This is a genomic window from Ruegeria sp. AF2 (assembly GCF_056542025.1).
On record NZ_JBQFZC010000004.1, the window covers coordinates 391,042 to 412,751 of the forward strand.

A 21,710-nucleotide genomic window follows, 5' to 3' on the forward strand; every position below is an offset into this window, starting at 1 on the left:
AAATTGACGGTGGAGTTGAAGCGATGAAGCTTTCGGCTAACTTCTCGAGCATGAAAACTGCATTAATCATCGGAGCTTCTGGCGGTATCGGGCGCGCTTTGAACGATCACCTGACAACGGATGGTGTCAAAGTCACCCGACTGGCCAGATCAACGGATGGGTTTGACCTGACTGACCCGGATGGCGCAGAGCGTATGCTGGCGTCCCTTTCTGATCCGTTTGATCTGATCATGGTGGCCTCAGGGGCGCTTGAGATTAACGGTATGGGTCCGGAAAAATCTATGCGCACCTTGTCCGCGAAGGCGATGATGGACCAGTTCGCGCTGAACGCAGTTGGTCCGGCCTTGGTGTTAAAGCACGTGCACCGCCTGCTGCCACGCGACCGCAGATCGGTGATCGCCGTGCTGTCGGCCCGAGTTGGTTCAATCGGGGACAACCGGCTGGGTGGGTGGGTCAGTTATCGTGCGGCCAAGGCGGCTGTGAATCAGATTGTACATACGGCTGCCATCGAATTGGCGCGCACGCACAAACAGGCCATATGTGTCGCTTTGCACCCCGGAACAGTCAAAACGGCCTTTACCGAAAAGTACCTTGCCCGCCACCCGGCTGTTGAACCAAATGAGGCCGCAGCCAATCTGCTGTCCGTCATCAATGGACTCACCCCCGCTGACTCGGGCAGTTTTTACGATTGGGCTGGCAAGCGCGTGCCTTGGTAGGGCTGATTTAGCCGTCGTTTATATCCGGGTCTGTCGCGTCAGGGGCGGGCGCGTCGGGGGTAGAGTCGGACTCAGGGGTTTCGGGGCTCGAAGCGGGGGTTTCGGGCGCAATCTCTGTCTCGGTCGCCAGCGTGTCATTTTCCCAAACGCCGGTCTCAACCTCGCCGCCTGCGAAACGCATCGTGCCGTCACCATGGCGTTTGTTTTCCAGGAAACTGCCCTCATAGACATCCCCGGTCTCATAGGTGGCGGTTCCAAAGCCAGTGATCTTGCCGTCGGCCCAGTCGCCTGTGTAGCTGTATCCGCCCGGTCGGGTCAGTGTTCCCTTGCCGTGACGCTTGCCATTCAGAAAATCGCCTTCGTAAATGATCCCGTCCGGAAACGTAGCCTTGCCCTTCCCCTGTCGGACGCCGTCTACCCAATCGCCATCATAGCGATAGCCATTTGCAAAGGTCAGAATACCTTTGCCGTCGAAGCGGGCGTTTTTGAACTGGCCCGTATAAGCCGTTCCGTTGGGATAGGTTGCCGTGCCGGTGCCCTCAAAAATCCCGGCGATCCAGTTGCCGTCGTAAACTGATCCGTCGGGGTATGTCGTTTGCCCCTTGCCATGAGGCAGGTCATCTAGAAAGTCGCCGATATAGACCGAACCATCGGGATAGAGCATCTCGCCCAGGCCCTCAATCTGGCCCTTTTGCCAGGCGCCTGTGTACGCAAACCCGTCGCTGCCCTTGTAGGTGCCCTGACCATGGCGCTGGTCGTCAGCATAGTCGCCTTCATAGGTCGCACCGTTGGCGTATATGGACTTGCCTTTGCCCTGTCGGCGATTTTCGACCATTTCGCCTTCGTAGACATCTCCGTTGGGTTGAACCAAACGGCCTGTTCCGGCCATCTGGTCGTTGGCCCAGGACCCAGCATAAGTCATGCCGTCGACCCAGACTTGACTACCCTGACCATGCCGTTGCCCGCCATTCAAGTCGCCCTCATAGGTACTTCCATCGGCGTAGGTGATCTTGGCGCTGCCGGTTTTCTGGCCGTTTACCCAGTCGCCCTCATAAACCGAGCCATCCGGGCCGGTCAGCACGCCGTGACCGTGATATCTGGCGTCCTTGAAGCCGCCCTCGTATCGCGAGCCGTTGGAATATGTCGCGATACCGGTACCGTTTATCGTGCCGTTGGCCCACTCGCCCTCATAGGACTGGCCATCAGAATAGACGATTTTGCCGCGCCCTTCCGGCTGGCCCTTGGCGAATGTCCCTTCATAGACAGAGCCATTGGCGTAGCGCGCGGTGCCTTGTCCTTGAATCTCGCCCTCGACCCATTGACCGGAATATTCAAAACCGTTCGGCAGGCGGTAAGTGCCGGTGCCATGGCGCAGCCCGTTTTCGAACGTGCCCTCGTAGACACCTCCGACATCATCATCAGCGATGACAATCTGACCGTCCTGTTGGGCGATCGCAAAAGACGCCAGCATTGTGAGCGTTGCAGCGGTAAGGGATGTGCGGATCGCTTTCATTTTTGTACCTGCCTGCGGTGTTTGTGTTGGCGCAAAACTAAGATACCGCCGAGGGCAGAGCAACGGCTTTTGGCGCATTTGCCTTTCACTCGCGGTGTGATCTGCTAAATCCCTGAAAGACATGAGGGCAAGAGGGCAAAAATGGCCGATCGTTTCCGCATCACTCTGGCGCAATTGAACCCAACGGTTGGGGATATCGACGGTAATGCCGCCAAGGCTGCTGCAGCCTGGCAGCAAGGGCGCGCGGCGCAGGCTGATCTTGTGGCGCTGCCCGAGATGTTCATAACCGGCTACAATACCCAGGATCTGGTGATGAAGCCCGCGTTTCATCGGGCCGCGATGAATGCGGTGCAGGCGTTGGCTGAAGACTGTGCCGACGGCCCGGCGTTGGCCATCGGCGGTCCTTGGGTTGAAGATGGGAAGCTTTATAACGCCTACCTGATCCTCAAAGGTGGGCGGATTGTCAGCAAAGTTCTTAAACATCATTTGCCCAATGAGACCGTCTTTGATGAAGTACGCCTTTATGATGCGGGTCCTATGGGCGGCCCTTATGCGGTTGGAAATGTCCGTATTGGTAGCCCGATTTGCGAGGATGGCTGGCACGAGGATGTAGCCGAGACACTGGAAGAAACCGGGGCCGAGTTTCTGCTGATCCCCAACGGCTCGCCCTATTTTCGAAACAAATACGATATCCGGTTGAACCACATGGTGGCTCGCACGGTCGAAACGGGTCTGCCGGTAATCTACCTGAACATGGTCGGCGGGCAGGATGATCAGGTTTTCGACGGTGCTACGTTTGGATTGAACCCGGGTGGAGAGCTTGCGTTCCGCATGCCCGTCTACGATGAGGCCGTCAGCCATATCGATCTGTCGCGCCAAGATGACGGATGGCGTATTGTGGCTGGTGAAGTCGTGCCGCAACCCGACGAATGGGAGCAGGACTATCGCGCGATGGTGCAATCTCTGCGCGATTACATGGGCAAGACGGGGTTTGGCAAAGCTGTGCTGGGGTTGTCGGGCGGCGTCGACTCGGCGCTGGTGGCCGCAATAGCCGTGGATGCGATCGGTGCGGAAAATGTACGCTGCGTAATGCTGCCTTCGGAATATACAAGCCAAAGTTCTTTGGATGATGCCGAAGCCGTCGCCAAGGCGCTGGGCGTGCACTACGACTTTGTGCCGATCTCTGAGGGACGCGCAGCGGTAACCAACACTTTGGCTCCGCTTTTTGCAGGGCGGAATGAGGACCTGACCGAAGAAAATGTTCAGTCTCGCCTGCGCGGTCTTCTGCTAATGGCGATTTCGAACAAGTTTGGCGAGATGCTGCTGACCACCGGCAACAAGTCCGAGGTCGCAGTGGGCTACGCCACTATCTATGGTGACATGAACGGTGGCTATAACCCGATCAAGGATCTGTACAAAACTCGCGTGTTCGAGACCTGCCGCTGGCGCAACGCCAATCATCGCGATTGGATGATGGGTCCCGAGGGTGAGGTAATACGCCCTACGGTGATCGACAAGCCGCCAAGTGCTGAATTGCGTGAAGACCAGAAAGACAGCGACAGCCTGCCGGACTACCCCGTTCTCGATGCGATTCTTGATATTTTGGTGGATCAGGATGGCTCAATCGCCGACTGCGTTGCAGCCGGATTTGACGAGGCCGAGGCCCGGAGGGTCGAACATCTGATTTACATTAGTGAATACAAGCGCTTCCAGTCCGCGCCTGGCACACGGTTGACACCGCGGGCCTTCTGGCTGGATCGTCGCTATCCGATTGTAAATCGCTGGCGGGATAGAACGTAAGCACCGCTCTGGTTGAAAAATTTACCATTGTTTCGAAAGTGAATGGTAATGCGGATTTCTGCGGCAGTTTGTTTATCAATTTCAGCCAGTTGTGCGGTCAAAAGACTATGTTTCGCTTGTACGCGCGTCCTTTTTTTGCCACATTTACGACAGGGGTTCGCCTCATATGGGGCGGATGTGACGCAATCCGGTAGGTTGGCCTGCCATTTTCAGAGCCGATGACCGGGATTGTGGAACTGGGAAAAGGCATCCGTGTTTGGGATGTCAGTAAAGGTATTGGTGGTCAAATGACGAATGGATACGATAAGCCGCTTCATTCTCCGTTGCAGTTGAAGCCTATGGAATCAGCGCCGCGCAAGTTGGATGAACAGGCGCTGGATGCTGCGATTGCAGACATTATGAGCCAGGAAGAGCCGACGCCCGGCGCGGTGGCAGGCCCGGTTCCGTTGCGATCGGAATTTCCGGTGTTGCAGCCACAGGAATCGCTTGCATCAAAGTCCGATCCCAAGCTCAGCACGGTACTGCGCCAGAAATGGGCGCAACTTTCCGGGGCGGCGTAATCTGAACGCATCTGCGCGGCGTAATTCGCCGCGCATTGGCCAATTGGCCACAGGTTCCGGCAATTGCCCGGGACCAACCGTTTTCTACATTGCCAGTGAAATCGCCTTCAGGCTGGATGTCGCTCCGATGAACGAGCACCGAGCGGTTAATGCCAGGCCCCACACCGACACCCGTCGAATCTGATCTCACACTTCCCAAGCACGTAGATGTTGTCGTCATAGGTGGTGGAATCATCGGGGCTTCGGCAGCCTTCGAGCTTGCTGAGCGAGGTGTTTCCGTTCTGTTGTGCGAGAAGGGCCGGATTGCGGGCGAGCAAAGCTCGCGCAATTGGGGCTGGGTGCGCCTTGGGACACGTGATCCGCGCGAGATCCCCCTGATGCAAGAGGCGCTTAGAATCTGGCAAGGGCTGGATGCGCGATTGGGACGCGCCACAGGCTATGTTCAATCAGGAATCGTGTTTGGCGCGTCTGGCGCACGAGACGATGAAAACCTGACGCGATGGCTGGACCATGTTGAAGGGCTGCAAACAGGTGCTCGCATGGTATCCGGCCCTGAACTGGACGGGTTGCTGTCGGATAACAGTATGAAACTGCGCTCAGCGCTTTACATGCCGCAGGACGGGCGCGCCGAGTCGCAATGGGCGGCCCCCGCAATCGCCGAGGCGGCGCGCGACCGTGGTGCCGCGATCATGACGCAATGCGCGGTGCGAAGTGTCGATGTTGCTGCGGGCCGGATCGCAGGTGTTTTCACCGAACGCGGCCGCGTAAGGTGTAGTCAAGTCGTACTTGCAGGCGGAGCCTGGTCTCGGCTGTTTGCGGGGAACGCTGGAATCACTCTGCCACAGCTCAAAGTGCTCAATACGGTCATGCGGACCTCTCCGGTTGCAGCAGGGCCAGAGGTGTCGCTTTGGAGTGATGATTTTGCCATTCGAAAGCGCTCGGACGGGGGATACACCATAGCTTCGGGTCACGAGAATACGGTGGATATCGTTCCTGACAGTTTCCGACTCGGGTTGCAGTTTCTACCCGCATTCCGGCAAGAGTGGCGGTCCTTAAGGTTTCGCCTTTCGAGACGCTGGATGGTCGAGGCGAATGAGGATCGAAGCTGGCTGCCGACCGATGTGACACCGTTTGAACATTGCCGAGTGCTCGACCCGGAACCTTCCCAGAAAGTGTTGCGAAGGGCGTGGGCCAACGCCCGCAAGGCGTTGCCTGCGCTTGATAGTGCGGAGATTGTTCAAAGCTGGGCTGGCCTGATCGATGTGACCCCGGATGCGATCCCGGTCATCTCGAAAGTGGACGCGGTGCTGGGCCTTCATATTGCGACCGGTTTCTCCGGCCACGGTTTTGGCATCGGTCCTGCCGCAGGTCGATTGGTGGCGGACCTTGTTACGGAAAGCACGCCTTGCGTTGAGCCGACCGCCTTTCGCCTGTCCCGTTTCACGGATGGGTCAAAAGTGCGGCCGGATGCTGGTTTTTAGCCTCTAACCCATCATTTGATAGCTGACCGGCACGAACCGGAACCCGTCGCCACGGGATTCGACATACCCAGCGGCCGGGAAAGGCATGTGATAGCCGATCATAGGCACTTTGTCCGCAGCCAGCATGCCCAGCACATTCCGGCGCGATTCCGTTGCAGCGGCTTTGTCCATGTCGAATCGCACTTCCCATTCAGGATGTGCAAATGACCAGACATAGTGATTTGCAAGATCCGCCGTCAGGACCAGACGCTGACCGTTGCTTTCTAGGTGATAGACCATATGGCCCGGAGTATGACCAAACGCTGCCATACCCGTGACGCCGGATGCGACTTCACCACCATCCCCGATAAAGGTCATCTTCTCTGCCATCGGGGTGACTTTGGCTGCAACCATATCACCCACTCGGTTGCCCGCGTCTTGCGCTGACCAAAAGTCGTATTCGGGTGCTGCTGTTACATAACGCGCATTGGCAAAAGTCGCGGCATCATTGGTTGTCATACCACCGATATGATCGGGATGCATGTGGGTAATGACCACCACATCGATCTGATCAGGCGTTACGCCGGCGTCGGCCAGCGCGGCCTGAATTCCACCTTGGCCAAGCCCAGTATCAAACAGGATCATCTCGGACCCCGTATTAACCAGCGTTGGTGTGAAGAAGAACTGCGCAACATCTGGCGAGATGAAGTTGTCAGCCGATACACGGGCGAAATCTTCATCCGAGGCGCCGCCGCCGAAAATGTCTTGCGCACCATCACGAGGCAGGCTGCCATCCAACAAGGTGGTGACGGTGAAATCGCCCAGTTGAAACGATTTTGCTATTGTAGAGTTGGCTTTGGTCTCGGTACCTGCGGCCAGAACAGGCGAAGTAGCTGCCGCAAGCGGCAGAGCCGCAACCGTTCCAAGCGCCGCCCGGCGAGTCAATCTGATGGTCATGGTCGTTCTCCCTGTCAGAGCATGTTTGACTGAATTAGGTCAGTCTGGGCCTGTGGCCATACTATGGCACTGTTATATGGGCTGCGTGGTTGAACATTACGTGTTAATTTTTGTTCATGCCGCGATCTGCGAATAAAACTGTACCCACAGGGCAAAACGTTGCTGATTTTCTGGCGAGTATTCAGCCGACCCGCAAGGCGGATGAGGCGCACGTGCTGGACAGGCTGTTTCGTGAAACCACAGGTTATGCGCCAGTAATGTGGGGCCCGTCGATCATTGGCTATGGTCGATATCATTATCGCTATGCGTCAGGGCGCGAGGGCGACTTTCTCGCAACTGGGTTCTCTCCGCGCAAGGCGGCGCATTCCATCTACATCATGCCAGGGTATGCTGACTTCGGAGATATCTTATCGAGACTGGGCAAGCACAAGCTGGGTAAATCCTGCCTCTATGTAAATAAACTACCGGATATTGATCTCGACGTGCTTCGTGAACTCATCAAAGCCGGGCTCGAACGCTTAGATGGCATTTGGCCGGTTGAACCAACCTGAAAGCCCCTGCTGGACAAAAACGCGCCCATGTGAGATGAGCCGCGCCAACAGGAGACTTCCATGACCACGACCCGTTTTGCCCCGTCGCCCACCGGTTACATCCATGTGGGCAACCTGCGCACCGCCCTGATGAACTATCTGATCGCCCGCAAGGCTGGCGGTACGTTCATTCTGCGCATTGATGACACCGATCCCGAGCGGTCTAAGGAAGAATATGTCGACGCGATCAAGCAGGATCTGGAGTGGTTGGGCCTGCATTGGGACCGGGTTGAGCGACAGTCGGAGCGTCTGGACCGCTACGCCGAGGCCGCCGATAAGCTGCGCGAGATGGGCCGGTTCTATGAGGCGTTCGAGACGCCCACCGAGCTGGACCTCAAGCGCAAGAAGCAACTGAACATGGGCAAGCCGCCGGTCTATGACCGTGCAGCGCTGAACCTCAGCGATGCCGAGAAAGAAGCCCTGCGCGCTGAGCGTGGCAATGGCGTCTGGCGGTTCAAACTGAACCACGAGCGTATCGAATGGAACGATGGCATTTTGGGCGACATCTCGATCGATGCCGCCTCGGTATCCGATCCGGTGCTGATCCGGGGCGATGGTCAGGTTCTTTATACGATTGCATCTGTGGTCGATGACACCGAGATGGGCGTAACCGATGTCGTGCGCGGCTCGGACCATGTCACCAATACCGCAACGCAGATTCAGATCATCGAGGCGCTGGGCGGGACTTGTCCGCGTTTTGCGCATCACTCGTTGCTGACTGGTCCTCAGGGTGAGGCCCTGTCTAAGCGCCTGGGCACACTGGCCTTGCGCGATCTGCGAGAGCAGGGCGTGCAGCCAATGGCCCTGCTAAGCCTGATGGCGCGTCTGGGATCGTCAGATCCGGTTGAGCTCCGCTCGGATATGGCAGAGTTGATCGACGGCTTTGATGTCACACGCTTCGGTGCGGCACCAACCAAGTTCGACGTGCAGGACCTGTTCCCGCTGACCGCGAAGCATCTGCAATCGCTGCCGCTGGCCGATGTGGCCGATGCCGTTGCTGAAGCAGGCGTTCCTGCTGAACTGGCCGAGCCTTTCTGGACGATGGCGCGCGAGAACATCACCACGTTGAGCGATCTCAAGGGATGGTGGGAATTGTGCCGTGATGGGGCCGAACCCCTGATCGCAGACGAGGATCGTGAGTTCATCGCTCAGGCTGTCTCATTGCTGCCCGAAGGCCCATTCGATGGCGAAACTTGGGGCACATGGACCAAGGCAGTCAAAGAAGCAACCGGTCGCAAGGGCAAAGGCCTGTTCATGCCGCTGCGCAAAGCGCTGACGGGGATGGAGCGTGGGCCAGAGATGGCGACCTTGCTGCCGCTATTGCAGGTGATCCGCGCTCGCGGCTGACTTAAGGGTCAGAGTTTTAGAACACGAAGGAGGCAGGCAAATCGCCTGCCTCTCTTTGTTCTCCGGGTTGCAAAACTCGCGCCGAAACGCGTTGCAGGCGGTCATCCACGAATTCGGTCTCGGCCTGCTTCAATTGTTGGTGACGGGGATAACGGGGCTCGGCGCGGTCGTTCAAAATCGGGGCATCCCAACCATCGGTTGTTGCAAAGAAGCGATCGGCGCCTTCTGGTCCAAAAGCCCGCAGATACCCTTGCACGACAACATCAATATAGCTGAGCAATAGGGGATGGTGATTGCTGGGCGCGGTGTGTCGATCATGCGGGACTGCGTAGACAGCGATTTCCACCTCTTGCGTCAGCGTGTGCGTGACCGACCGTGTGGCCGGAACGCGGTCATAAGCCCATTCTCTTTCATCCAACGCGGCCCAGTCGTTTTTTGGCACATGTGCGATCATACCATCAATCTCGGAATCAGCATCCGGCACGGCGGTCAGAAACGCCACTGGGCGCAGATCTGTGTGCCACCATGCGCGTCGCCAGCCTTTCAGGCGCGCTGGGCGCGGGTCAGGGAAATCATGCGTCGACAGGTTCACGAGGCTGCCATAGCCGAAGAAATATGGGTCTGCCATTCGGGTCGCGTCCTTCTTTGACGATTGATGTATGTCAAACAGTCTTTTTACGAGACATGCAATAAAGCTTCACCTTGAGATTCGGGAGGCCCTAATGCGGATTACCAAACGGACGAATATCGCGGTGCGTGTATTGATGTATTGCGCCGCACATCAGGAACGGCTGGTCACGAAGGCCGAGATCGCCGATGTCTGTAATATTTCAGAAAACCATCTGGCACAGGTGATCAACCAACTGAGCCAGCTAGACTATCTCAGCACACAACGCGGCCGCAATGGCGGCATGACGCTGGCGCGCCCGGCGGATCAGATCCGGGTCGGGTCCGTGTTTCGCCATGTCGAAGGCGGATTGCCGATTGCCGAGTGTTTTGCGGATGCTGACAACACCTGCCCACTGACCGATGCCTGCCGCCTCCGGTTGGCGCTGCGGGATGCGGCTGAGGTGTTTTATGCGTCGCTGGACGAAATCACGCTCGATGCGTTGGTGTGCGACAATGACCAATTGCTGAAAATATTGCAGCCTGTCGCTTGTATGCGCTGAACTCAGTCGCTGGCGCGCAGTATGCGCGCAGGGCGTACTGAAAGCGGGCGCAGGGCAAAGACCATCCCCGCGCCTAAGGTAACGCCAACACCGGCGATGACGATCCCAAGCGCGGATGGCCAGATGACCGCGAACTCTGTGTCGAATACATAAGTAGCCACGGCCCAACCGCCCAGAATTCCGGTCAGCAAAGCAACGCAACCTGCGGCTGCTCCCAAAAGGATTGCCCGCAGGGCAAAGCTGCGCAATATGCGCCCACGGTTGGCACCCAGAGTCTTGAGGATCGCTGCCTCGTACCTACGCGCCGGTTCGCCCGCTGCCGCCGCACCGATCAACACTAAAAACCCGGTCAACAGAGAAACCCCTGCGCCATATGACGTGGCTGCCGCAAGCCCTGCCAGCAGGCCTGATACCCGGTCGATGGCGTCTCTGACCCGGACTGCCGTGATGTTGGGGAATTGACCGGCCAAATCACGCAGAATGGCGGCCTCGGCCTGTTCTTCGGCATAGACGGTAGCGATGAAGCTATGCGGGGCACCAGCCAATGCAGAGGGGTTCATCGACATGACAAAACCCATTCCTGCAGTGGAGAAATCAACTTCGCGCAGCGATGTGAGTTCAGCTGTGATATCGCGGCCCAGGATATTAACGGTCAGCTCATCGCCCAGTTTCAGGCCCATCTCGTCGGCCTCTTCTGCGGCAAAGCTGACTTGCGGTGGGCCGCTGTAGTCCTCTGGCCACCAAACCCCGTCAGTCACGCGGGCATTCCGTGGGGGGCGGGCAGAGTAGGTTACGCCCCGGTCGCCGTCCAGAACCCAGTGATCGCCTGCAATCTCGCGCGCGGGTCGCCCATTGATTTTGGTAATGATCCCACGCAGCATCGGAGCGCTTTCTACCCGACTGACGGCAGGGTCGGTGTCGAGACGTTCGCTGAACCCGGGCATCTGATCCTTCTGGATATCGACGAAGAAATACGAGGGTGCGACCTCGGGCAAGTTGCCCGAAATCGCATTGCGTAGCGTGCCGTCGATCTGCCCCACCGCCGCAAGGACCGAAAGGCCGAGCCCAAGGGACAGGACCACCGATGCTGCGCCTTCGCGTGGGTCAGAGATGGCGGACAACGCCCACCGCAGGGCTGGACGCCCTCTGGCCCAAGGAGCGCCCACGCGGGCCAATTTGCGAATGGCAATGGCAGAAAGGGTCAGCAAAGTGAGCGCCCCCGCCAGACCTGCGCTTGTCCAGAGGGTCAACCGGGTTGAACCGCTGAACCAAGCGGCGGCTCCGATCAGTACGGCCAGGCCAATTGCAGTCGCAATTACATAGATCAGGCGCGGGAAGCTGCTTGCCGAAGTCAGCGCATCCCGGAACAATGTTGCCGCACGCACCTCCTCGGTTCTGGCCAGAGGCCAAAGAGTAAACAGGAACGCGGTTAGCACACCATAAAGTGCGGCCTCGAACAGGGGCTGCGGATATAGCGAGAATACAGCATGGATCGGCAATTGGGTCTCGATAACCGGTGCCAGCAGCATTGGAAGCGCCGCGCCCAGGGTCAAACCCATGACGATACCAACGCCTGAAAGAACGGCTATCTGGATCATGTATGTCTGAAAGATTGTGGCCCGATCAGCGCCCAAAGTCCGCAATGTCGCAATGGTTTCCGTTTTCTGGGACAGATAGGCGCGCACGGCAGCCGATACGCCGATCCCCCCAACCGCCAATCCGGATAGACCAACCAGCACCAGAAACGCGCTGAGGCGCCCTACAAACTCGGATATCCCCGGTGCACCATTGCGGGCATCAGTCCAGCGCATGCCGGTTCCCTCGAAGGCCTGCCTGGCTTGCTGCGACAGCGCCTCCAACTCGGCGGTTTGCGGCAAGTTCATCCTGTATTTGGTGGAAAACAAAGTACCCGGAGCCAGCAGGCCCGATGATTGCAAATCCTCGGTTCGAACCAACGTGCGCGGTCCCAGCGAGAACCCATCTGCCGCACCATCCGGTTCGTGTTCCAGCGAGGCCATCAAAACGAACCTCTGCGTGCCGAGATCAAATTGGTCCCCAATCGCAAGGTTCAGGCGGTCAATCAGGGACGGAGCCATCACGGCGCCGGGCAGACCATTGGCGCCCGCCAAGGCCTCGGGCAAAGAAACTGCGGGTTCCAGAGCCACCGATCCCAACAGCGGATAGGCCCCGTCCACGGCCTTCACCTGAGTTAACGCCCGTTGCGCGCCTGCGCCATCACCCGTGACGGCCATGGACCTGAAATTGACGACCTCCGACACTGCTTGCGCGGTGTCCGCCATCCAGGCACGTTCCTCATCGTTTGCAAAGCGATAGGTGAACTCCAGCTGGGCATCGCCGCCTAAGAGCGACGCGCCCTCTTGTTGCAATCCGGTCTGAATGGCTTGGCGCACCATGCCAACCGCAGCAATTGCTGCAACACCCAAAGCCAGGCAGGCCAGAAACACCCGAAACCCGCGCAACCCACCGCGCAGTTCGCGCCGGGCCAGGCGACCGGCCAGACGCAGGCTCATTCGGCGGCCTCACGCTGGGATTCCTCGGCGATACGCCCATCGCGCAAGCGCACAACGCGGTCGCATTTCTGAGCCAGCGTATGGCTGTGCGTGACCAGAACCAGAGTTGCCCCGTGACGGTCCCGCAGTCCGAATAACAGATCAATGATTGCTGAACCGTTGGTTTCATCCAGATTTCCCGTTGGTTCATCTGCTAACAATATATGCGGGCGCGGGGCCGAAGCGCGGGCCAGCGCCACACGCTGTTGCTCGCCGCCGGACAACTGCGCCGGGTGGTGATCGATACGATGTGAAAGGCCCACGGCCTCCAACTCGGCCGCGGCGCGCTGGAAAGCATCTTTGTGTCCCGCGAGTTCTAACGGGGTCGCCACGTTCTCAAGCGCGGTCATCGTCGGAATCAAGTGGAAATTCTGAAACACTACGCCCATGGCATCTCTTCTGAACCGTGCCAGCGCATCCTCGCTCATTTTCGTCAAATCTTGGCCCAATGCGGTAACGCGTCCACCGGTTGCCTGTTCTAAGCCGCCCATTAGCATCAGTAGCGAAGACTTTCCGGAACCAGAGGGACCGATAAGCCCCAGAGTTTCACCCTTGCTCACAGTCAAAGTGATGTCGTGCAGGATATCCACTCTTCCGGCATTGCCATCCAGCGATAATGCGGCATCTTGGAGGGTGAGAACGGGTGTCGTCATCGATCAGGCCATCAAGAGGGGTACAGTCCATTGGGATATGGCGCGATACAGAAGCTGCGCAAGGGTTTGATGTCAGGCGTGTTCATCTGTTGCGGATTTGCCGCGACGGCTGAGCCGGTGGTGATTGCGGCGCTCGGAGATTCCCTGACACAAGGATATGGACTTCCGCAACAAGACGGGTTTGTGCCTCAACTGCAACGCTGGTTGCAGGAGGAAGGGGCGGATATTCAGCTTATCAACGCCGGTGTTTCCGGGGATACGACCGCAGGAGGAGCCTCCCGCGTTGATTGGACTCTGACGCCAGAGGTCGATGGCATGATTGTAGCCCTCGGCGGCAATGATCTGTTACGCGGTATCGATCCGGATGTGTCGCGCGCCAATCTTGAGGCAATCCTGAACACCGCTGAAGCTGCGAATGTCGAAGTTCTGCTGATCGGCATGCAAGCCCCCGGGAACTATGGGACGGATTACAAGCAAAGTTTCGATGCCATGTATCCGGAACTGGCGCAGCAGTATGGCGCGATCTATGCGGAAAGCTTCTTTGACGGGCTCACGACCGAGGGCGATCCTGCAGTCGCGCGCCAGTTCATGCAATCTGATGGCATCCATCCAAATGCCCAAGGCGTTGCGCTGATCGTTGACGCGCTGGGACCTTTTGTACTGGCTTTAGCGGAGCGCGCTGCCGATTAGGAGGGTCCTATGCCAGGCCGGTTTTTTCTCACACGACCAATTGGCGAGATTGCTAAGTTCCTGAACGTGAAAGATAACGTAGGGCCTCAACCCCCGCGCAGAAATATTCAACCGGGTCAGGAGGTGACGGTATTGACCGGTGAAGGCTTGAAGATGATGCGATGGGGGATGATCCCGGTCGGCAGGGTCAATGCGCGCGGACGTCCGGTGATGGAGACCATTATCAACGCTCGCTCTGAAACGGTTTTTGACAAAAGCGCATTCGAAGGTGTTGGGCGCGCAGTTATACCAGTTGATGGCTGGTACGAGTGGACCGGAGAGAAACGGCGCAAAACTGCATGGCGTATCGCAGCGAAGGATGGCATACCGCTGTTATTTGCTGCAATTACGGATAGTTGGGAGGCCCCTGGTGGGCAGCGTGTGGATCAGGTCGCCGCAGTCACCTGCGAGCCAAATGCCGATGTAAAGCCGATCCACCACCGTATGGGTGTGTTGCTGGGGTCGCAGGATGTGGATAGCTGGTTACATGGATCCGAAGAAGAGGCGCAGAAGCTGATGCGCCCATGGCCAGAAGGTCGCCTGAGGATTGAACAAGCCGACGATGTGGATTGGTCGGCGGCTTAGACCACGGTCACCACGGTTCCAATCGGCACCCGGTTGTACAGATCGATTACATGCTCATTCAGCATCCGTATGCAGCCGTTCGAGGCCGCGCGACCGATGGTTTGCGGTTGTGTGGTGCCATGGATGCGGAAATAGGTGTCGACTCCGTTTTGGAACAGATACAAAGCGCGCGCGCCCAGTGGATTATCGCTCCCTCCGGGTTGGACATAGTCGTTGTCCTTGAACCGACCATAGGCCACCGGGTCGCGTTCGATCATCTCATCGGTCGGTCGCCAGGTGGGCCATTCCTTCTTTACGTCGATAGTTGCGGTTCCTGTAAACTCCAGTCCGGCTTTGCCGACGCCGCAGCCATAACGGATCGCTTTGCGGGGTTCGGTTATGTAATAAAGGTAGAAGGAACGGGGAACGACCAGCAGCTGACCGGGTAGGAATTGCTTTTTGACCCGCACGTATTGTGGCGTGGGATCATACTCGACCGCTTTCTTGGCGCTGACAACGCCCGGAAGCAGGCTGACGGCAGTACCGGCCAGAAATACGCGGCGTGTGAACATGGTGACATCCCTCAAATGACCAAAGAAATCATAACGCTAGTTTTGAAATGATAGCGGATTTGGTCAATCACCGGGGAGGAATAACCCGATTGTGATGTATTCCCTATGCCACACAATCAACGAGGGCATAGCAGAGAGGGCGGGAAAAATCCCGCCCTTTGAACGGCTTAGGCCAGTTCGATATTGTCGGCGCTTTCGCGGCCGTCACGACCAGCGCGCAGCTCGTACGTGACTTTCTGGTTGTCGGCCAGACCGGTGAGGCCTGAACGCTCGACAGCCGAGATGTGTACGAAGATGTCTTTGCCGCCATCTTCGGGCGCGATAAAGCCGTAGCCTTTGGTGGTGTTGAACCATTTTACGGTGCCTGCGGGCATATCCGTTGTCTCCTGTTTAGTGCTGCCCACGTGGATGCGGCAGCCCGGCGTCGTTGTCTGTATCGATAGACTGAGCGCCGTAGAAGGAGACTGCAGGTCGAAATAGAAAAACGTAAGCCTCATGGATATGGCATCGGTCAGGCGGTGTGGCAAGGGCGGATTGTACGGTTTGTACAGGGGTTTGAGGGGCAATCGTCCGACTTGTACAAGAATCCGCCGATGGTTTTGGTTATTGGTTAGCAGAGCTTTGATAAAGTCCGGTTATTTATCTGGCGCGTCGGAGTGGCATTCAGAATCCGTTAACCCTCGTCATGATCAAGTTGCAGTATGAGCAATTACCGACGCGTCCGCATTCCCGGAGCCAAGTATTTTTTCACCGTGTCTTTGGCCGACCGGTCGTCGGATTTGCTGGTGCGAGAGGTGGCGCATTTGCGGGCCGCCTTTGCGGTGACCCAGAAGGAGCGTCCGTTCTGGTGCGATGCGTTTGTTGTGTTGCCGGATCATTTGCACGCGGTTTGGACCTTGCCGCCGGGGGATGCGGATTATTCGACACGGTGGGGTGCGATTAAGGCGCGGTTTACCATGCGGGTCAGAGAAGCAATGCGTAGGCCGGACTTCAGTCCGGCACCCGCCCCCGAACACCTGCCCGTTGTGACATCCGGCAGATATGCCGGGCTGAAGCCCGGCCTACGGGCCGACAGACGCGAAGCGCCTGTTTGGCAACGCCGGTTTTGGGAGCACACCATTCGGGACGAACAGGATTACCGCAATCATATGGCGTATTGTTGGGGGAATCCGGTGAAGCACGGGTTGGTCGAGCGCCCGACCGATTGGCCGTATTCGTCAATCCATCGGGATATTCGTGCGGGTCGGGTAGAACCAGAGTGGAGCGGTGTGGTTACCGAAGGGGCGTTTGGAGAGCCGTAGGATGGGGTTTCACCCCATCATTTGAGAGGTCGGAGTTTGGAAGAGACTTGGTGCGCGGAAACACATCGTGCGGGTGTTCGGGCGTGATTATTAGGTGAGTGATGGGGTGAAACCCCATCCTACGCTTGTTTCACCAGCTAGTTATCGGATTTCTCTAAGTCTTTAAGAGTGGCATAGTTTATCGATCTAAGCGGTGTTCTATGGATCTTTTCTCTAATGGCGTTTTCACACGGCGCAAGACTAGTGGCTTCAAAACCTTGCTTCGTCCTTTTAAATGCCCCAAAAACAGAGTTCCTGGAATGCCTAGCAGGAGCATCATACATAGCGCCTAGCGACATAAAATCGGGTTGCTCTAAGTTGTTGCTTTTAATGTAATCTTCCAACAAATAGGCTTCGTCAAAATATGCAACAAATTCAATTTCTACGATCAAATGCTCATCCACTTCGATATTAGATGTAACAAGGCCTACTGGGACAGTTGAAGTTAATGGAATTGGTGCTTTTCCTTCGGTTCGGATTAGAAACTCCGGCTCCGGGGTCAACGGTTTTCTGTTCTCGGCCAAACCCGCAGAGTTAGCTTCACCAGGCTGGTACTCAGCATTCCATATTTTTGCATTAGGTCTTTCACATACTATGAATCTCGAGTGAATTGGGTCGACGCGAATATCAAAAGCGGACTTGTTTTCTAAGCTATAGTTTATCCGAAAGGCTCCGTCGGAAAATTCACTGTTATCGTGAAAAAGATTAAACCTTGGCGTGAGCTTCTCCAAAATTGTTATCTTGTTTTCCCACTCGCTTTGGTTCAACGAATGCGAGAACTGAGACAAGCCCACTCCAAAGCCAACAAGTGCCGCGACGATACCAAGATACTCAAGAATAAGTTTGTTTTTGCTCAGAAAGGCCAAGATCTTTTCATACATCGGCTCACCTCGCAAACTTCTTATGCTTCAACCGCTTGGGCTCCAGCGCGTCCGGTCCCAGACGGCGTTTTTTGTCCTCTTCGTAGTCCTCGAAGTTGCCCTCGAACCACTCCACATGGGCGTCGCCTTCGAAGGCCAGAATATGCGTGCAAATCCGGTCGAGGAAGAAGCGGTCGTGCGAGATGACGACGGCGCAGCCGGCGAAATCGACCAGCGCGTCTTCCAGCGCACGCAGGGTTTCAACGTCAAGGTCGTTGGTCGGTTCGTCGAGCAGCAGGACGTTGCCGCCCTCTTTCAGCAGGCGGGCCATGTGGACGCGGTTGCGCTCACCGCCTGAGAGTAGCGAGACCTTTTTCTGCTGGTCGCCGCCCTTGAAGTTGAAAGACGAGCAATAGGCGCGGGAATTGACCTGCGCGTCACCCAGTTGGATGATCTCGGCGCCGCCGGTGATCGCCTCCCACACGGTGTCATTGTCTTTCAGGTCGTCGCGGGACTGGTCGACGTATGACAGTTCAACCGTATCGCCCAGCGTGATGGTGCCGCTGTCGGGCTGTTCCTGACCGGTGAGCATCTTGAACAGGGTCGATTTACCCGCACCGTTGGGGCCGATTACGCCGACGATGCCGCCGGGGGGCAGGGCAAAGTCCAGCCCTTCGATCAGTTGCTTGTCGCCCATGTGTTTTGACAGGCCCTCGACCTCGATCACCTTGCCACCAAGGCGCTGGCCGTTGGGGATGACGATCTGGGCGCGGGTCAGCTTTTCGCGTTCGGACTGTTCGGCCAGCTCGTTATAGGCGTTGATCCGGGCCTTGGATTTGGCCTGACGGGCCTTTTGGCCCTGACGCATCCATTCTAGCTCGCGTTGCAGAGTCTTCTGCTTGGACTTGTCTTCGCGGGCTTCCTGTTCCAGCCGTTTGGCCTTTTGTTCCAGCCACGCGGAATAGTTGCCCTCGTACGGAATACCGCGGCCGCGGTCGAGTTCGAGGATCCAGCCGGTGATGTCATCCAGGAAATAGCGGTCGTGGGTGACGATCAGGATGGTGCCCTTGTAGTCGATCAGGTGCTGTTGCAGCCAGGCGATGGTCTCGGCGTCCAGGTGGTTGGTCGGTTCGTCCAAGAGCAGCATGTCGGGTGCTTCGAGCAGCAGCTTGCAGAGCGCCACGCGGCGTTTCTCACCACCCGAGAGGTTGGCGATGTTCGCGTCATCCGGCGGGCAGCGCAGTGCCTCCATCGAGACGTCGATCTGGCTGTCGAGGTCCCAGAGGTTCTGGCTGTCGATCTCGTCCTGCAGCTTGGCCATCTCATCGGCGGTTTCGTCCGAGTAGTTCATGGCCAGATCGTTGTAGCGGTCGAGGATCGCCTTTTTCTCGGCCACGCCCAGCATGACGTTTTCGCGGACCGTCAGCGATTCATCCAGTTGTGGTTCCTGCGGCAGATAGCCAACCTTGGCACCCTCAGCCGCCCAGGCCTCGCCGGTGAAGTCCTTGTCGAGGCCGGCCATGATTTTCATCAGCGTCGACTTACCCGCGCCGTTGACGCCGACAACGCCGATTTTCACGCCGGGCAGAAAGCTCAGGTGGATGTTTTCAAAGCACTTCTTGCCACCGGGATAGGTCTTGGAGACACCCTGCATGTGGTAGACATATTGATAGGCGGCCATGTCGCGTCCTCTGGGTCGGGGAAATTGAGTTGGGCGGTGTGATAGCGGATGCGGTTGGTGGGGGCAATCGTGTATGATTGTGACTGCGCTAACTGATTTCCAGTGCGCTTGAGTCAAAGACCTCTAGATACTCATCGCAGATTTCTGGGAGAAGGTTCTCTGGTATCAATCGATTGCTCGGATCGAATACCTCTTCATGACCGCTAGCGGCCCTCAATACACGGGTCCATAACGCAAGATCACTTTGATCGAAGTTAAAAACTTCTTGCAGATCTTGTGGTGTTAATTTGTTCTCCCTCATAAGTTCATAGGTGAGAGGAGCGCAAACTTTCACAATCGCCACAGTTACTAGAATCTTATCGGATATGTGTTGAGGTCTCTCCGGTGGAACTAAGGCGAGAACTGACAAAACCCTTTGAATGGTCCTTAGAGTCATCGGCAGGTGGCCGGTGTACAATCCAAAAAGGGCGCGTGTAGTTTCGTGTATCGGGATGGGTATCTGCATTTGAGCAGATGCATAATTGAAATAATGTAAATGGTCCCGCGTGTGCTGGATCATTCGAGGCAGCTTCAGCTTCAAGGAATAGAACTTTTGAAGATATGCGTCAGCTTCCGTTCCGCTACCGTACCTGGCTTTTACACTGTTTTGTAGTTGTTCCAGATTGACGCCAAGAATGAAGTGTACTCCATCTACGTTGAAGAAGTGTTTGATGGTTTCCAGCAGCGACAGCGCGTAGTCTGGTCGACAGCGATCCAATTCATCTACCACAATGACCAGCTTTCGTGTCGGTAGTCCGTTCACGTCTGGATCAGTCAACTCAACCAATGCTTGACGAAAGCTCTCCATCGCAACCCTTTTTCCGCTTTCTCTTTTCCAGAATTCGGCAACCGCTCCGTCAAGTTCGCGCGAAGCAGTTTCAATTGCGGCATCCGCCAATTCGTCTGCTTTATTCACGAGACCCGCTGTCGCGACTGAAACCCCGGCACGAACAATTGCCCGACCGAGTGCAGGAGCCACTCGTTTAGCTTTAATCCAAGCCTTTTGGGCGGTTTTGTCACCTGACTCTTCAAATCGTTCGGCAATTGCTCCGGTCAGCGCTATTAAAGGATCGTCTAGAAAGTCATGTTTGAATGCGTCGAAATAGACGGTTTGGGTCGTATTCCCTTCGCGCTTCGAATGCTCTCCAACCCAGCATTTCAGGAAGAATGATTTGCCAGACCCCCACGCTCCGTCCAAAGCTATCACCAGCGGGTCGTCGATCCCTTCGATCAATTCTGATAGCTTGTCGCCCGTAGCTTTGCGCGAGAGTTTGTCGTGTTCATCGAACCCATCTTCATACAATTTGATCTTGGGCTCCGGGATGGTCAGGCGCATATCTTTCTCCAATTCACAAATCAATCAGCGCTACTCTTAGCGCCTGTGTGTGAAAGGACCAGACTGCTAGATGAGGGGGATGGTGCAGGAAAGGCCCGATATGTCTCTGAAAAACCTCATCGCAGGTTGGGCTCAGCCCGGTCGCGTGGAATGGATCGGTCTCAGACCCGAACGGCGGGCTGGGATGGAGGTTGTGGAAGAAGCCATGATCTCCACCCATGGCCTCGATGGTGACCGTAGCCGGGCGGGCAAACGGGCCGTAACTCTGATCCAGCAAGAGCATCTGGCGGTGATAGGGGCGTTTCTGGGCCAAAAACCAATTGCGCCGGAAATCCTGCGGCGCAATCTGGTGGTTTCGGGGATCAATCTGGCGGCGCTAAAGGGGCGGGAGGTGCAGGTCGGGGAGGCCGTTTTGCGCTTTACCGTGATATGCGCTCCGTGCAGTCGGATGGAGGAGGCGTTGGGCAAAGGCGGCTATTCTGCTGTGCGGGGGCATGGGGGATGGTGTGCCGAAGTAGTGCAGCCGGGGCAAGTCAGGCTTGGCGATGTGGTGCAGCCGATTGATTGACAACACCTCTCAGTTCTGAACATCAGCAGAGGATGGAACGCAGTACCATTCCATATGCGGGGGCCGGGCAGGTCGTGGGGTTGTTCGGAGGGTCATTTGATCCTCCGCATCAAGGTCATGTGCATGTGACGCGCGAAGCGATGAAGGCGTTCGGGCTGGATCGGGTGTGGTGGCTGGTGTCTCCGGGGAACCCTCTTAAGGAGCGGGGGCCTGCGCCTTTGGCCCGGCGGATGGCGGCGGCGCTGGATGTGATACAGCATCCGCGCGTTGAGGTCACGGATATCGAGGCTCTGACGGGCACGCGGGCGACGGCAGACACTCTGGCGGCGTTGCGGCGGCTTTATCCTCAGGTTCGGTTCGTTTGGCTGATGGGCGCGGACAATCTGGCGCAGTTTCACCGCTGGAAGGACTGGCGACAGATCATGGACAGCGTGCCTGTGGGCGTTGTGGCGCGGCCGGGGGATCGGATCTCGGCGCGGATGTCTCCGGCGGCTCGGCTTTATGCCAAGTACCGTATCGACGGGCAGGCGCGGCATTTGCTGGGGCGGGCGGAGGCTCCGGCGTGGTGTTTTGTGAACGTGCCGATGGTTGACGTCAGTTCGACCGAGTTGCGCAATCGCGGGAATTGGAGCGATGGGGTGTTGCCCGAATGACTCCACTTGGCGCATAATCTTAATCAAGTGATT

Annotated in this window: 22 protein-coding genes; 12 read left to right on the forward strand and 10 right to left on the reverse strand. The window is 57.1% G+C overall.

Going from position 1 to position 21,710, the window contains the following annotated elements; all coding sequences use genetic code 11:
* The first annotated feature begins 50 nt into the window (after nucleotides 1-50).
* A complete protein-coding gene (locus ACR0NM_RS15245; RefSeq protein ID WP_480615574.1) occupies nucleotides 51-716 on the forward strand; it encodes an SDR family NAD(P)-dependent oxidoreductase in 666 nt (221 codons plus the stop codon).
* 7 nt (nucleotides 717-723) lie between these two features.
* On the opposite strand, the gene ACR0NM_RS15250 is transcribed toward ACR0NM_RS15245, so the two are convergent.
* Entirely contained in the window at nucleotides 724-2,229 is a 1,506-nt protein-coding gene (locus ACR0NM_RS15250; RefSeq protein ID WP_480615454.1) for an MORN repeat-containing protein, read from the reverse strand.
* A gap of 141 nt (nucleotides 2,230-2,370) precedes the next feature.
* On the opposite strand from ACR0NM_RS15250, the gene ACR0NM_RS15255 reads away from it, so the two are divergent.
* From ACR0NM_RS15255 to ACR0NM_RS15265, 3 genes are all read left to right on the forward strand, one after another.
* Nucleotides 2,371-4,029, forward strand: coding sequence for an NAD+ synthase (locus tag ACR0NM_RS15255; RefSeq protein WP_480615456.1), 1,659 nt, complete (start codon nucleotides 2,371-2,373; stop codon nucleotides 4,027-4,029).
* Nucleotides 4,030-4,247: 218 nt separating this feature from the next.
* Nucleotides 4,248-4,589, forward strand: a complete 342-nt coding sequence (locus tag ACR0NM_RS15260; protein WP_170395910.1) for a hypothetical protein — start codon at nucleotides 4,248-4,250, stop codon at nucleotides 4,587-4,589.
* A 149-nt stretch (nucleotides 4,590-4,738) separates the two neighbouring features.
* Nucleotides 4,739-6,070, forward strand: a complete 1,332-nt coding sequence (locus ACR0NM_RS15265) for an NAD(P)/FAD-dependent oxidoreductase (RefSeq protein WP_480615458.1) — start codon at nucleotides 4,739-4,741, stop codon at nucleotides 6,068-6,070.
* Between the two features lie 3 nt (nucleotides 6,071-6,073).
* Here the strand turns inward: ACR0NM_RS15265 and ACR0NM_RS15270 are convergent, their stop codons facing one another.
* Nucleotides 6,074-7,006 (reverse strand): MBL fold metallo-hydrolase, encoded by a 933-nt coding sequence (locus ACR0NM_RS15270; protein WP_170395914.1) that lies wholly within the window; start codon nucleotides 7,004-7,006, stop codon nucleotides 6,074-6,076.
* 116 nt (nucleotides 7,007-7,122) lie between these two features.
* Between ACR0NM_RS15270 and ACR0NM_RS15275 the strand changes: the two genes are divergently transcribed.
* Both ACR0NM_RS15275 and gltX read left to right on the forward strand, forming a co-directional pair.
* Complete coding sequence (locus ACR0NM_RS15275) at nucleotides 7,123-7,557, forward strand: DUF1801 domain-containing protein (RefSeq protein ID WP_170514021.1); 435 nt, start codon at nucleotides 7,123-7,125, stop codon at nucleotides 7,555-7,557.
* 60 nt (nucleotides 7,558-7,617) lie between these two features.
* The gene (gltX, locus tag ACR0NM_RS15280; RefSeq protein WP_480615460.1) at nucleotides 7,618-8,943 is read left to right on the forward strand and encodes a glutamate--tRNA ligase; all 1,326 of its coding nucleotides are present in this window, start codon (nucleotides 7,618-7,620) and stop codon (nucleotides 8,941-8,943) included.
* Nucleotides 8,944-8,959: 16 nt separating this feature from the next.
* On the opposite strand, the gene ACR0NM_RS15285 is transcribed toward gltX, so the two are convergent.
* Entirely contained in the window at nucleotides 8,960-9,571 is a 612-nt protein-coding gene (locus ACR0NM_RS15285) for a gamma-glutamylcyclotransferase family protein (protein WP_480615462.1), read from the reverse strand.
* A 94-nt stretch (nucleotides 9,572-9,665) separates the two neighbouring features.
* On the opposite strand from ACR0NM_RS15285, the gene ACR0NM_RS15290 reads away from it, so the two are divergent.
* Entirely contained in the window at nucleotides 9,666-10,112 is a 447-nt protein-coding gene (locus tag ACR0NM_RS15290) for an Rrf2 family transcriptional regulator (RefSeq protein WP_170423813.1), read from the forward strand.
* Between the two features lie 2 nt (nucleotides 10,113-10,114).
* Here ACR0NM_RS15290 and ACR0NM_RS15295 read toward each other — a convergent pair whose 3' ends face one another.
* Entirely contained in the window at nucleotides 10,115-12,643 is a 2,529-nt protein-coding gene (locus ACR0NM_RS15295; protein ID WP_480615464.1) for an ABC transporter permease, read from the reverse strand.
* Entirely contained in the window at nucleotides 12,640-13,335 is a 696-nt protein-coding gene (locus ACR0NM_RS15300; RefSeq protein ID WP_480615466.1) for an ABC transporter ATP-binding protein, read from the reverse strand. Before ACR0NM_RS15300 ends, ACR0NM_RS15295 begins: the two co-directional genes overlap by 4 nt.
* Nucleotides 13,336-13,404: 69 nt before the next feature.
* Here ACR0NM_RS15300 and ACR0NM_RS15305 point away from each other — a divergent pair, with 69 nt between their 5' ends.
* Both ACR0NM_RS15305 and ACR0NM_RS15310 read left to right on the forward strand, forming a co-directional pair.
* On the forward strand, nucleotides 13,405-14,025 hold the full coding sequence (locus ACR0NM_RS15305; protein ID WP_170423816.1) for an arylesterase: 621 nt from the start codon (nucleotides 13,405-13,407) through the stop codon (nucleotides 14,023-14,025).
* A 9-nt stretch (nucleotides 14,026-14,034) separates the two neighbouring features.
* Nucleotides 14,035-14,649 (forward strand): SOS response-associated peptidase, encoded by a 615-nt coding sequence (locus tag ACR0NM_RS15310; RefSeq protein WP_170626137.1) that lies wholly within the window; start codon nucleotides 14,035-14,037, stop codon nucleotides 14,647-14,649.
* On the opposite strand, the gene ACR0NM_RS15315 is transcribed toward ACR0NM_RS15310, so the two are convergent.
* Both ACR0NM_RS15315 and ACR0NM_RS15320 read right to left on the reverse strand, forming a co-directional pair.
* Nucleotides 14,646-15,200, reverse strand: coding sequence for a L,D-transpeptidase (locus ACR0NM_RS15315; RefSeq protein WP_480615469.1), 555 nt, complete (start codon nucleotides 15,198-15,200; stop codon nucleotides 14,646-14,648). The genes ACR0NM_RS15310 and ACR0NM_RS15315 overlap by 4 nt on opposite strands.
* Nucleotides 15,201-15,367: 167 nt before the next feature.
* The gene (locus ACR0NM_RS15320) at nucleotides 15,368-15,574 is read right to left on the reverse strand and encodes a cold-shock protein (RefSeq protein ID WP_010442474.1); all 207 of its coding nucleotides are present in this window, start codon (nucleotides 15,572-15,574) and stop codon (nucleotides 15,368-15,370) included.
* Between the two features lie 327 nt (nucleotides 15,575-15,901).
* Between ACR0NM_RS15320 and ACR0NM_RS15325 the strand changes: the two genes are divergently transcribed.
* Nucleotides 15,902-16,501 (forward strand): REP-associated tyrosine transposase, encoded by a 600-nt coding sequence (locus tag ACR0NM_RS15325; RefSeq protein ID WP_480615471.1) that lies wholly within the window; start codon nucleotides 15,902-15,904, stop codon nucleotides 16,499-16,501.
* A 137-nt stretch (nucleotides 16,502-16,638) separates the two neighbouring features.
* On the opposite strand, the gene ACR0NM_RS15330 is transcribed toward ACR0NM_RS15325, so the two are convergent.
* The 3 genes from ACR0NM_RS15330 to ACR0NM_RS15340 all read right to left on the reverse strand — a co-directional run bounded on the left by ACR0NM_RS15330 (nucleotide 16,639) and on the right by ACR0NM_RS15340 (nucleotide 20,456).
* Nucleotides 16,639-17,421 (reverse strand): hypothetical protein, encoded by a 783-nt coding sequence (locus ACR0NM_RS15330; protein ID WP_170597315.1) that lies wholly within the window; start codon nucleotides 17,419-17,421, stop codon nucleotides 16,639-16,641.
* 4 nt (nucleotides 17,422-17,425) lie between these two features.
* On the reverse strand, nucleotides 17,426-19,081 hold the full coding sequence (gene ettA / locus ACR0NM_RS15335) for an energy-dependent translational throttle protein EttA (RefSeq protein ID WP_480615473.1): 1,656 nt from the start codon (nucleotides 19,079-19,081) through the stop codon (nucleotides 17,426-17,428).
* An 88-nt stretch (nucleotides 19,082-19,169) separates the two neighbouring features.
* Complete coding sequence (locus tag ACR0NM_RS15340; protein ID WP_480615475.1) at nucleotides 19,170-20,456, reverse strand: KAP family P-loop NTPase fold protein; 1,287 nt, start codon at nucleotides 20,454-20,456, stop codon at nucleotides 19,170-19,172.
* A gap of 100 nt (nucleotides 20,457-20,556) precedes the next feature.
* Here ACR0NM_RS15340 and ACR0NM_RS15345 point away from each other — a divergent pair, with 100 nt between their 5' ends.
* Together ACR0NM_RS15345 and ACR0NM_RS15350 are read left to right on the forward strand one after the other, a co-directional pair.
* The gene (locus ACR0NM_RS15345; protein WP_480615477.1) at nucleotides 20,557-21,024 is read left to right on the forward strand and encodes an MOSC domain-containing protein; all 468 of its coding nucleotides are present in this window, start codon (nucleotides 20,557-20,559) and stop codon (nucleotides 21,022-21,024) included.
* A 32-nt stretch (nucleotides 21,025-21,056) separates the two neighbouring features.
* Nucleotides 21,057-21,677 (forward strand): nicotinate-nucleotide adenylyltransferase, encoded by a 621-nt coding sequence (locus ACR0NM_RS15350; protein WP_480615479.1) that lies wholly within the window; start codon nucleotides 21,057-21,059, stop codon nucleotides 21,675-21,677.
* Nucleotides 21,678-21,710: the final 33 nt, after the last annotated feature.

What these genes read in the sequence shown, in the direction of transcription:
- ACR0NM_RS15245 (WP_480615574.1), top strand. Translation starts at nt 51, where the DNA reads ATGAAAACTGCATTAATCATCGGAGCTTCTGGCGGTATCGGGCGCGCT.
- ACR0NM_RS15250 (WP_480615454.1), bottom strand. Translation starts at nt 2,229, where the DNA reads ATGAAAGCGATCCGCACATCCCTTACCGCTGCAACGCTCACAATGCTG.
- ACR0NM_RS15255 (WP_480615456.1), top strand. Translation starts at nt 2,371, where the DNA reads ATGGCCGATCGTTTCCGCATCACTCTGGCGCAATTGAACCCAACGGTT.
- ACR0NM_RS15260 (WP_170395910.1), top strand. Translation starts at nt 4,248, where the DNA reads ATGACCGGGATTGTGGAACTGGGAAAAGGCATCCGTGTTTGGGATGTC.
- ACR0NM_RS15265 (WP_480615458.1), top strand. Translation starts at nt 4,739, where the DNA reads ATGCCAGGCCCCACACCGACACCCGTCGAATCTGATCTCACACTTCCC.
- ACR0NM_RS15270 (WP_170395914.1), bottom strand. Translation starts at nt 7,006, where the DNA reads ATGACCATCAGATTGACTCGCCGGGCGGCGCTTGGAACGGTTGCGGCT.
- ACR0NM_RS15275 (WP_170514021.1), top strand. Translation starts at nt 7,123, where the DNA reads ATGCCGCGATCTGCGAATAAAACTGTACCCACAGGGCAAAACGTTGCT.
- gltX (WP_480615460.1), top strand. Translation starts at nt 7,618, where the DNA reads ATGACCACGACCCGTTTTGCCCCGTCGCCCACCGGTTACATCCATGTG.
- ACR0NM_RS15285 (WP_480615462.1), bottom strand. Translation starts at nt 9,571, where the DNA reads ATGGCAGACCCATATTTCTTCGGCTATGGCAGCCTCGTGAACCTGTCG.
- ACR0NM_RS15290 (WP_170423813.1), top strand. Translation starts at nt 9,666, where the DNA reads ATGCGGATTACCAAACGGACGAATATCGCGGTGCGTGTATTGATGTAT.
- ACR0NM_RS15295 (WP_480615464.1), bottom strand. Translation starts at nt 12,643, where the DNA reads ATGAGCCTGCGTCTGGCCGGTCGCCTGGCCCGGCGCGAACTGCGCGGT.
- ACR0NM_RS15300 (WP_480615466.1), bottom strand. Translation starts at nt 13,335, where the DNA reads ATGACGACACCCGTTCTCACCCTCCAAGATGCCGCATTATCGCTGGAT.
- ACR0NM_RS15305 (WP_170423816.1), top strand. Translation starts at nt 13,405, where the DNA reads ATGTCAGGCGTGTTCATCTGTTGCGGATTTGCCGCGACGGCTGAGCCG.
- ACR0NM_RS15310 (WP_170626137.1), top strand. Translation starts at nt 14,035, where the DNA reads ATGCCAGGCCGGTTTTTTCTCACACGACCAATTGGCGAGATTGCTAAG.
- ACR0NM_RS15315 (WP_480615469.1), bottom strand. Translation starts at nt 15,200, where the DNA reads ATGTTCACACGCCGCGTATTTCTGGCCGGTACTGCCGTCAGCCTGCTT.
- ACR0NM_RS15320 (WP_010442474.1), bottom strand. Translation starts at nt 15,574, where the DNA reads ATGCCCGCAGGCACCGTAAAATGGTTCAACACCACCAAAGGCTACGGC.
- ACR0NM_RS15325 (WP_480615471.1), top strand. Translation starts at nt 15,902, where the DNA reads ATGAGCAATTACCGACGCGTCCGCATTCCCGGAGCCAAGTATTTTTTC.
- ACR0NM_RS15330 (WP_170597315.1), bottom strand. Translation starts at nt 17,421, where the DNA reads ATGTATGAAAAGATCTTGGCCTTTCTGAGCAAAAACAAACTTATTCTT.
- ettA (WP_480615473.1), bottom strand. Translation starts at nt 19,081, where the DNA reads ATGGCCGCCTATCAATATGTCTACCACATGCAGGGTGTCTCCAAGACC.
- ACR0NM_RS15340 (WP_480615475.1), bottom strand. Translation starts at nt 20,456, where the DNA reads ATGCGCCTGACCATCCCGGAGCCCAAGATCAAATTGTATGAAGATGGG.
- ACR0NM_RS15345 (WP_480615477.1), top strand. Translation starts at nt 20,557, where the DNA reads ATGTCTCTGAAAAACCTCATCGCAGGTTGGGCTCAGCCCGGTCGCGTG.
- ACR0NM_RS15350 (WP_480615479.1), top strand. Translation starts at nt 21,057, where the DNA reads ATGGAACGCAGTACCATTCCATATGCGGGGGCCGGGCAGGTCGTGGGG.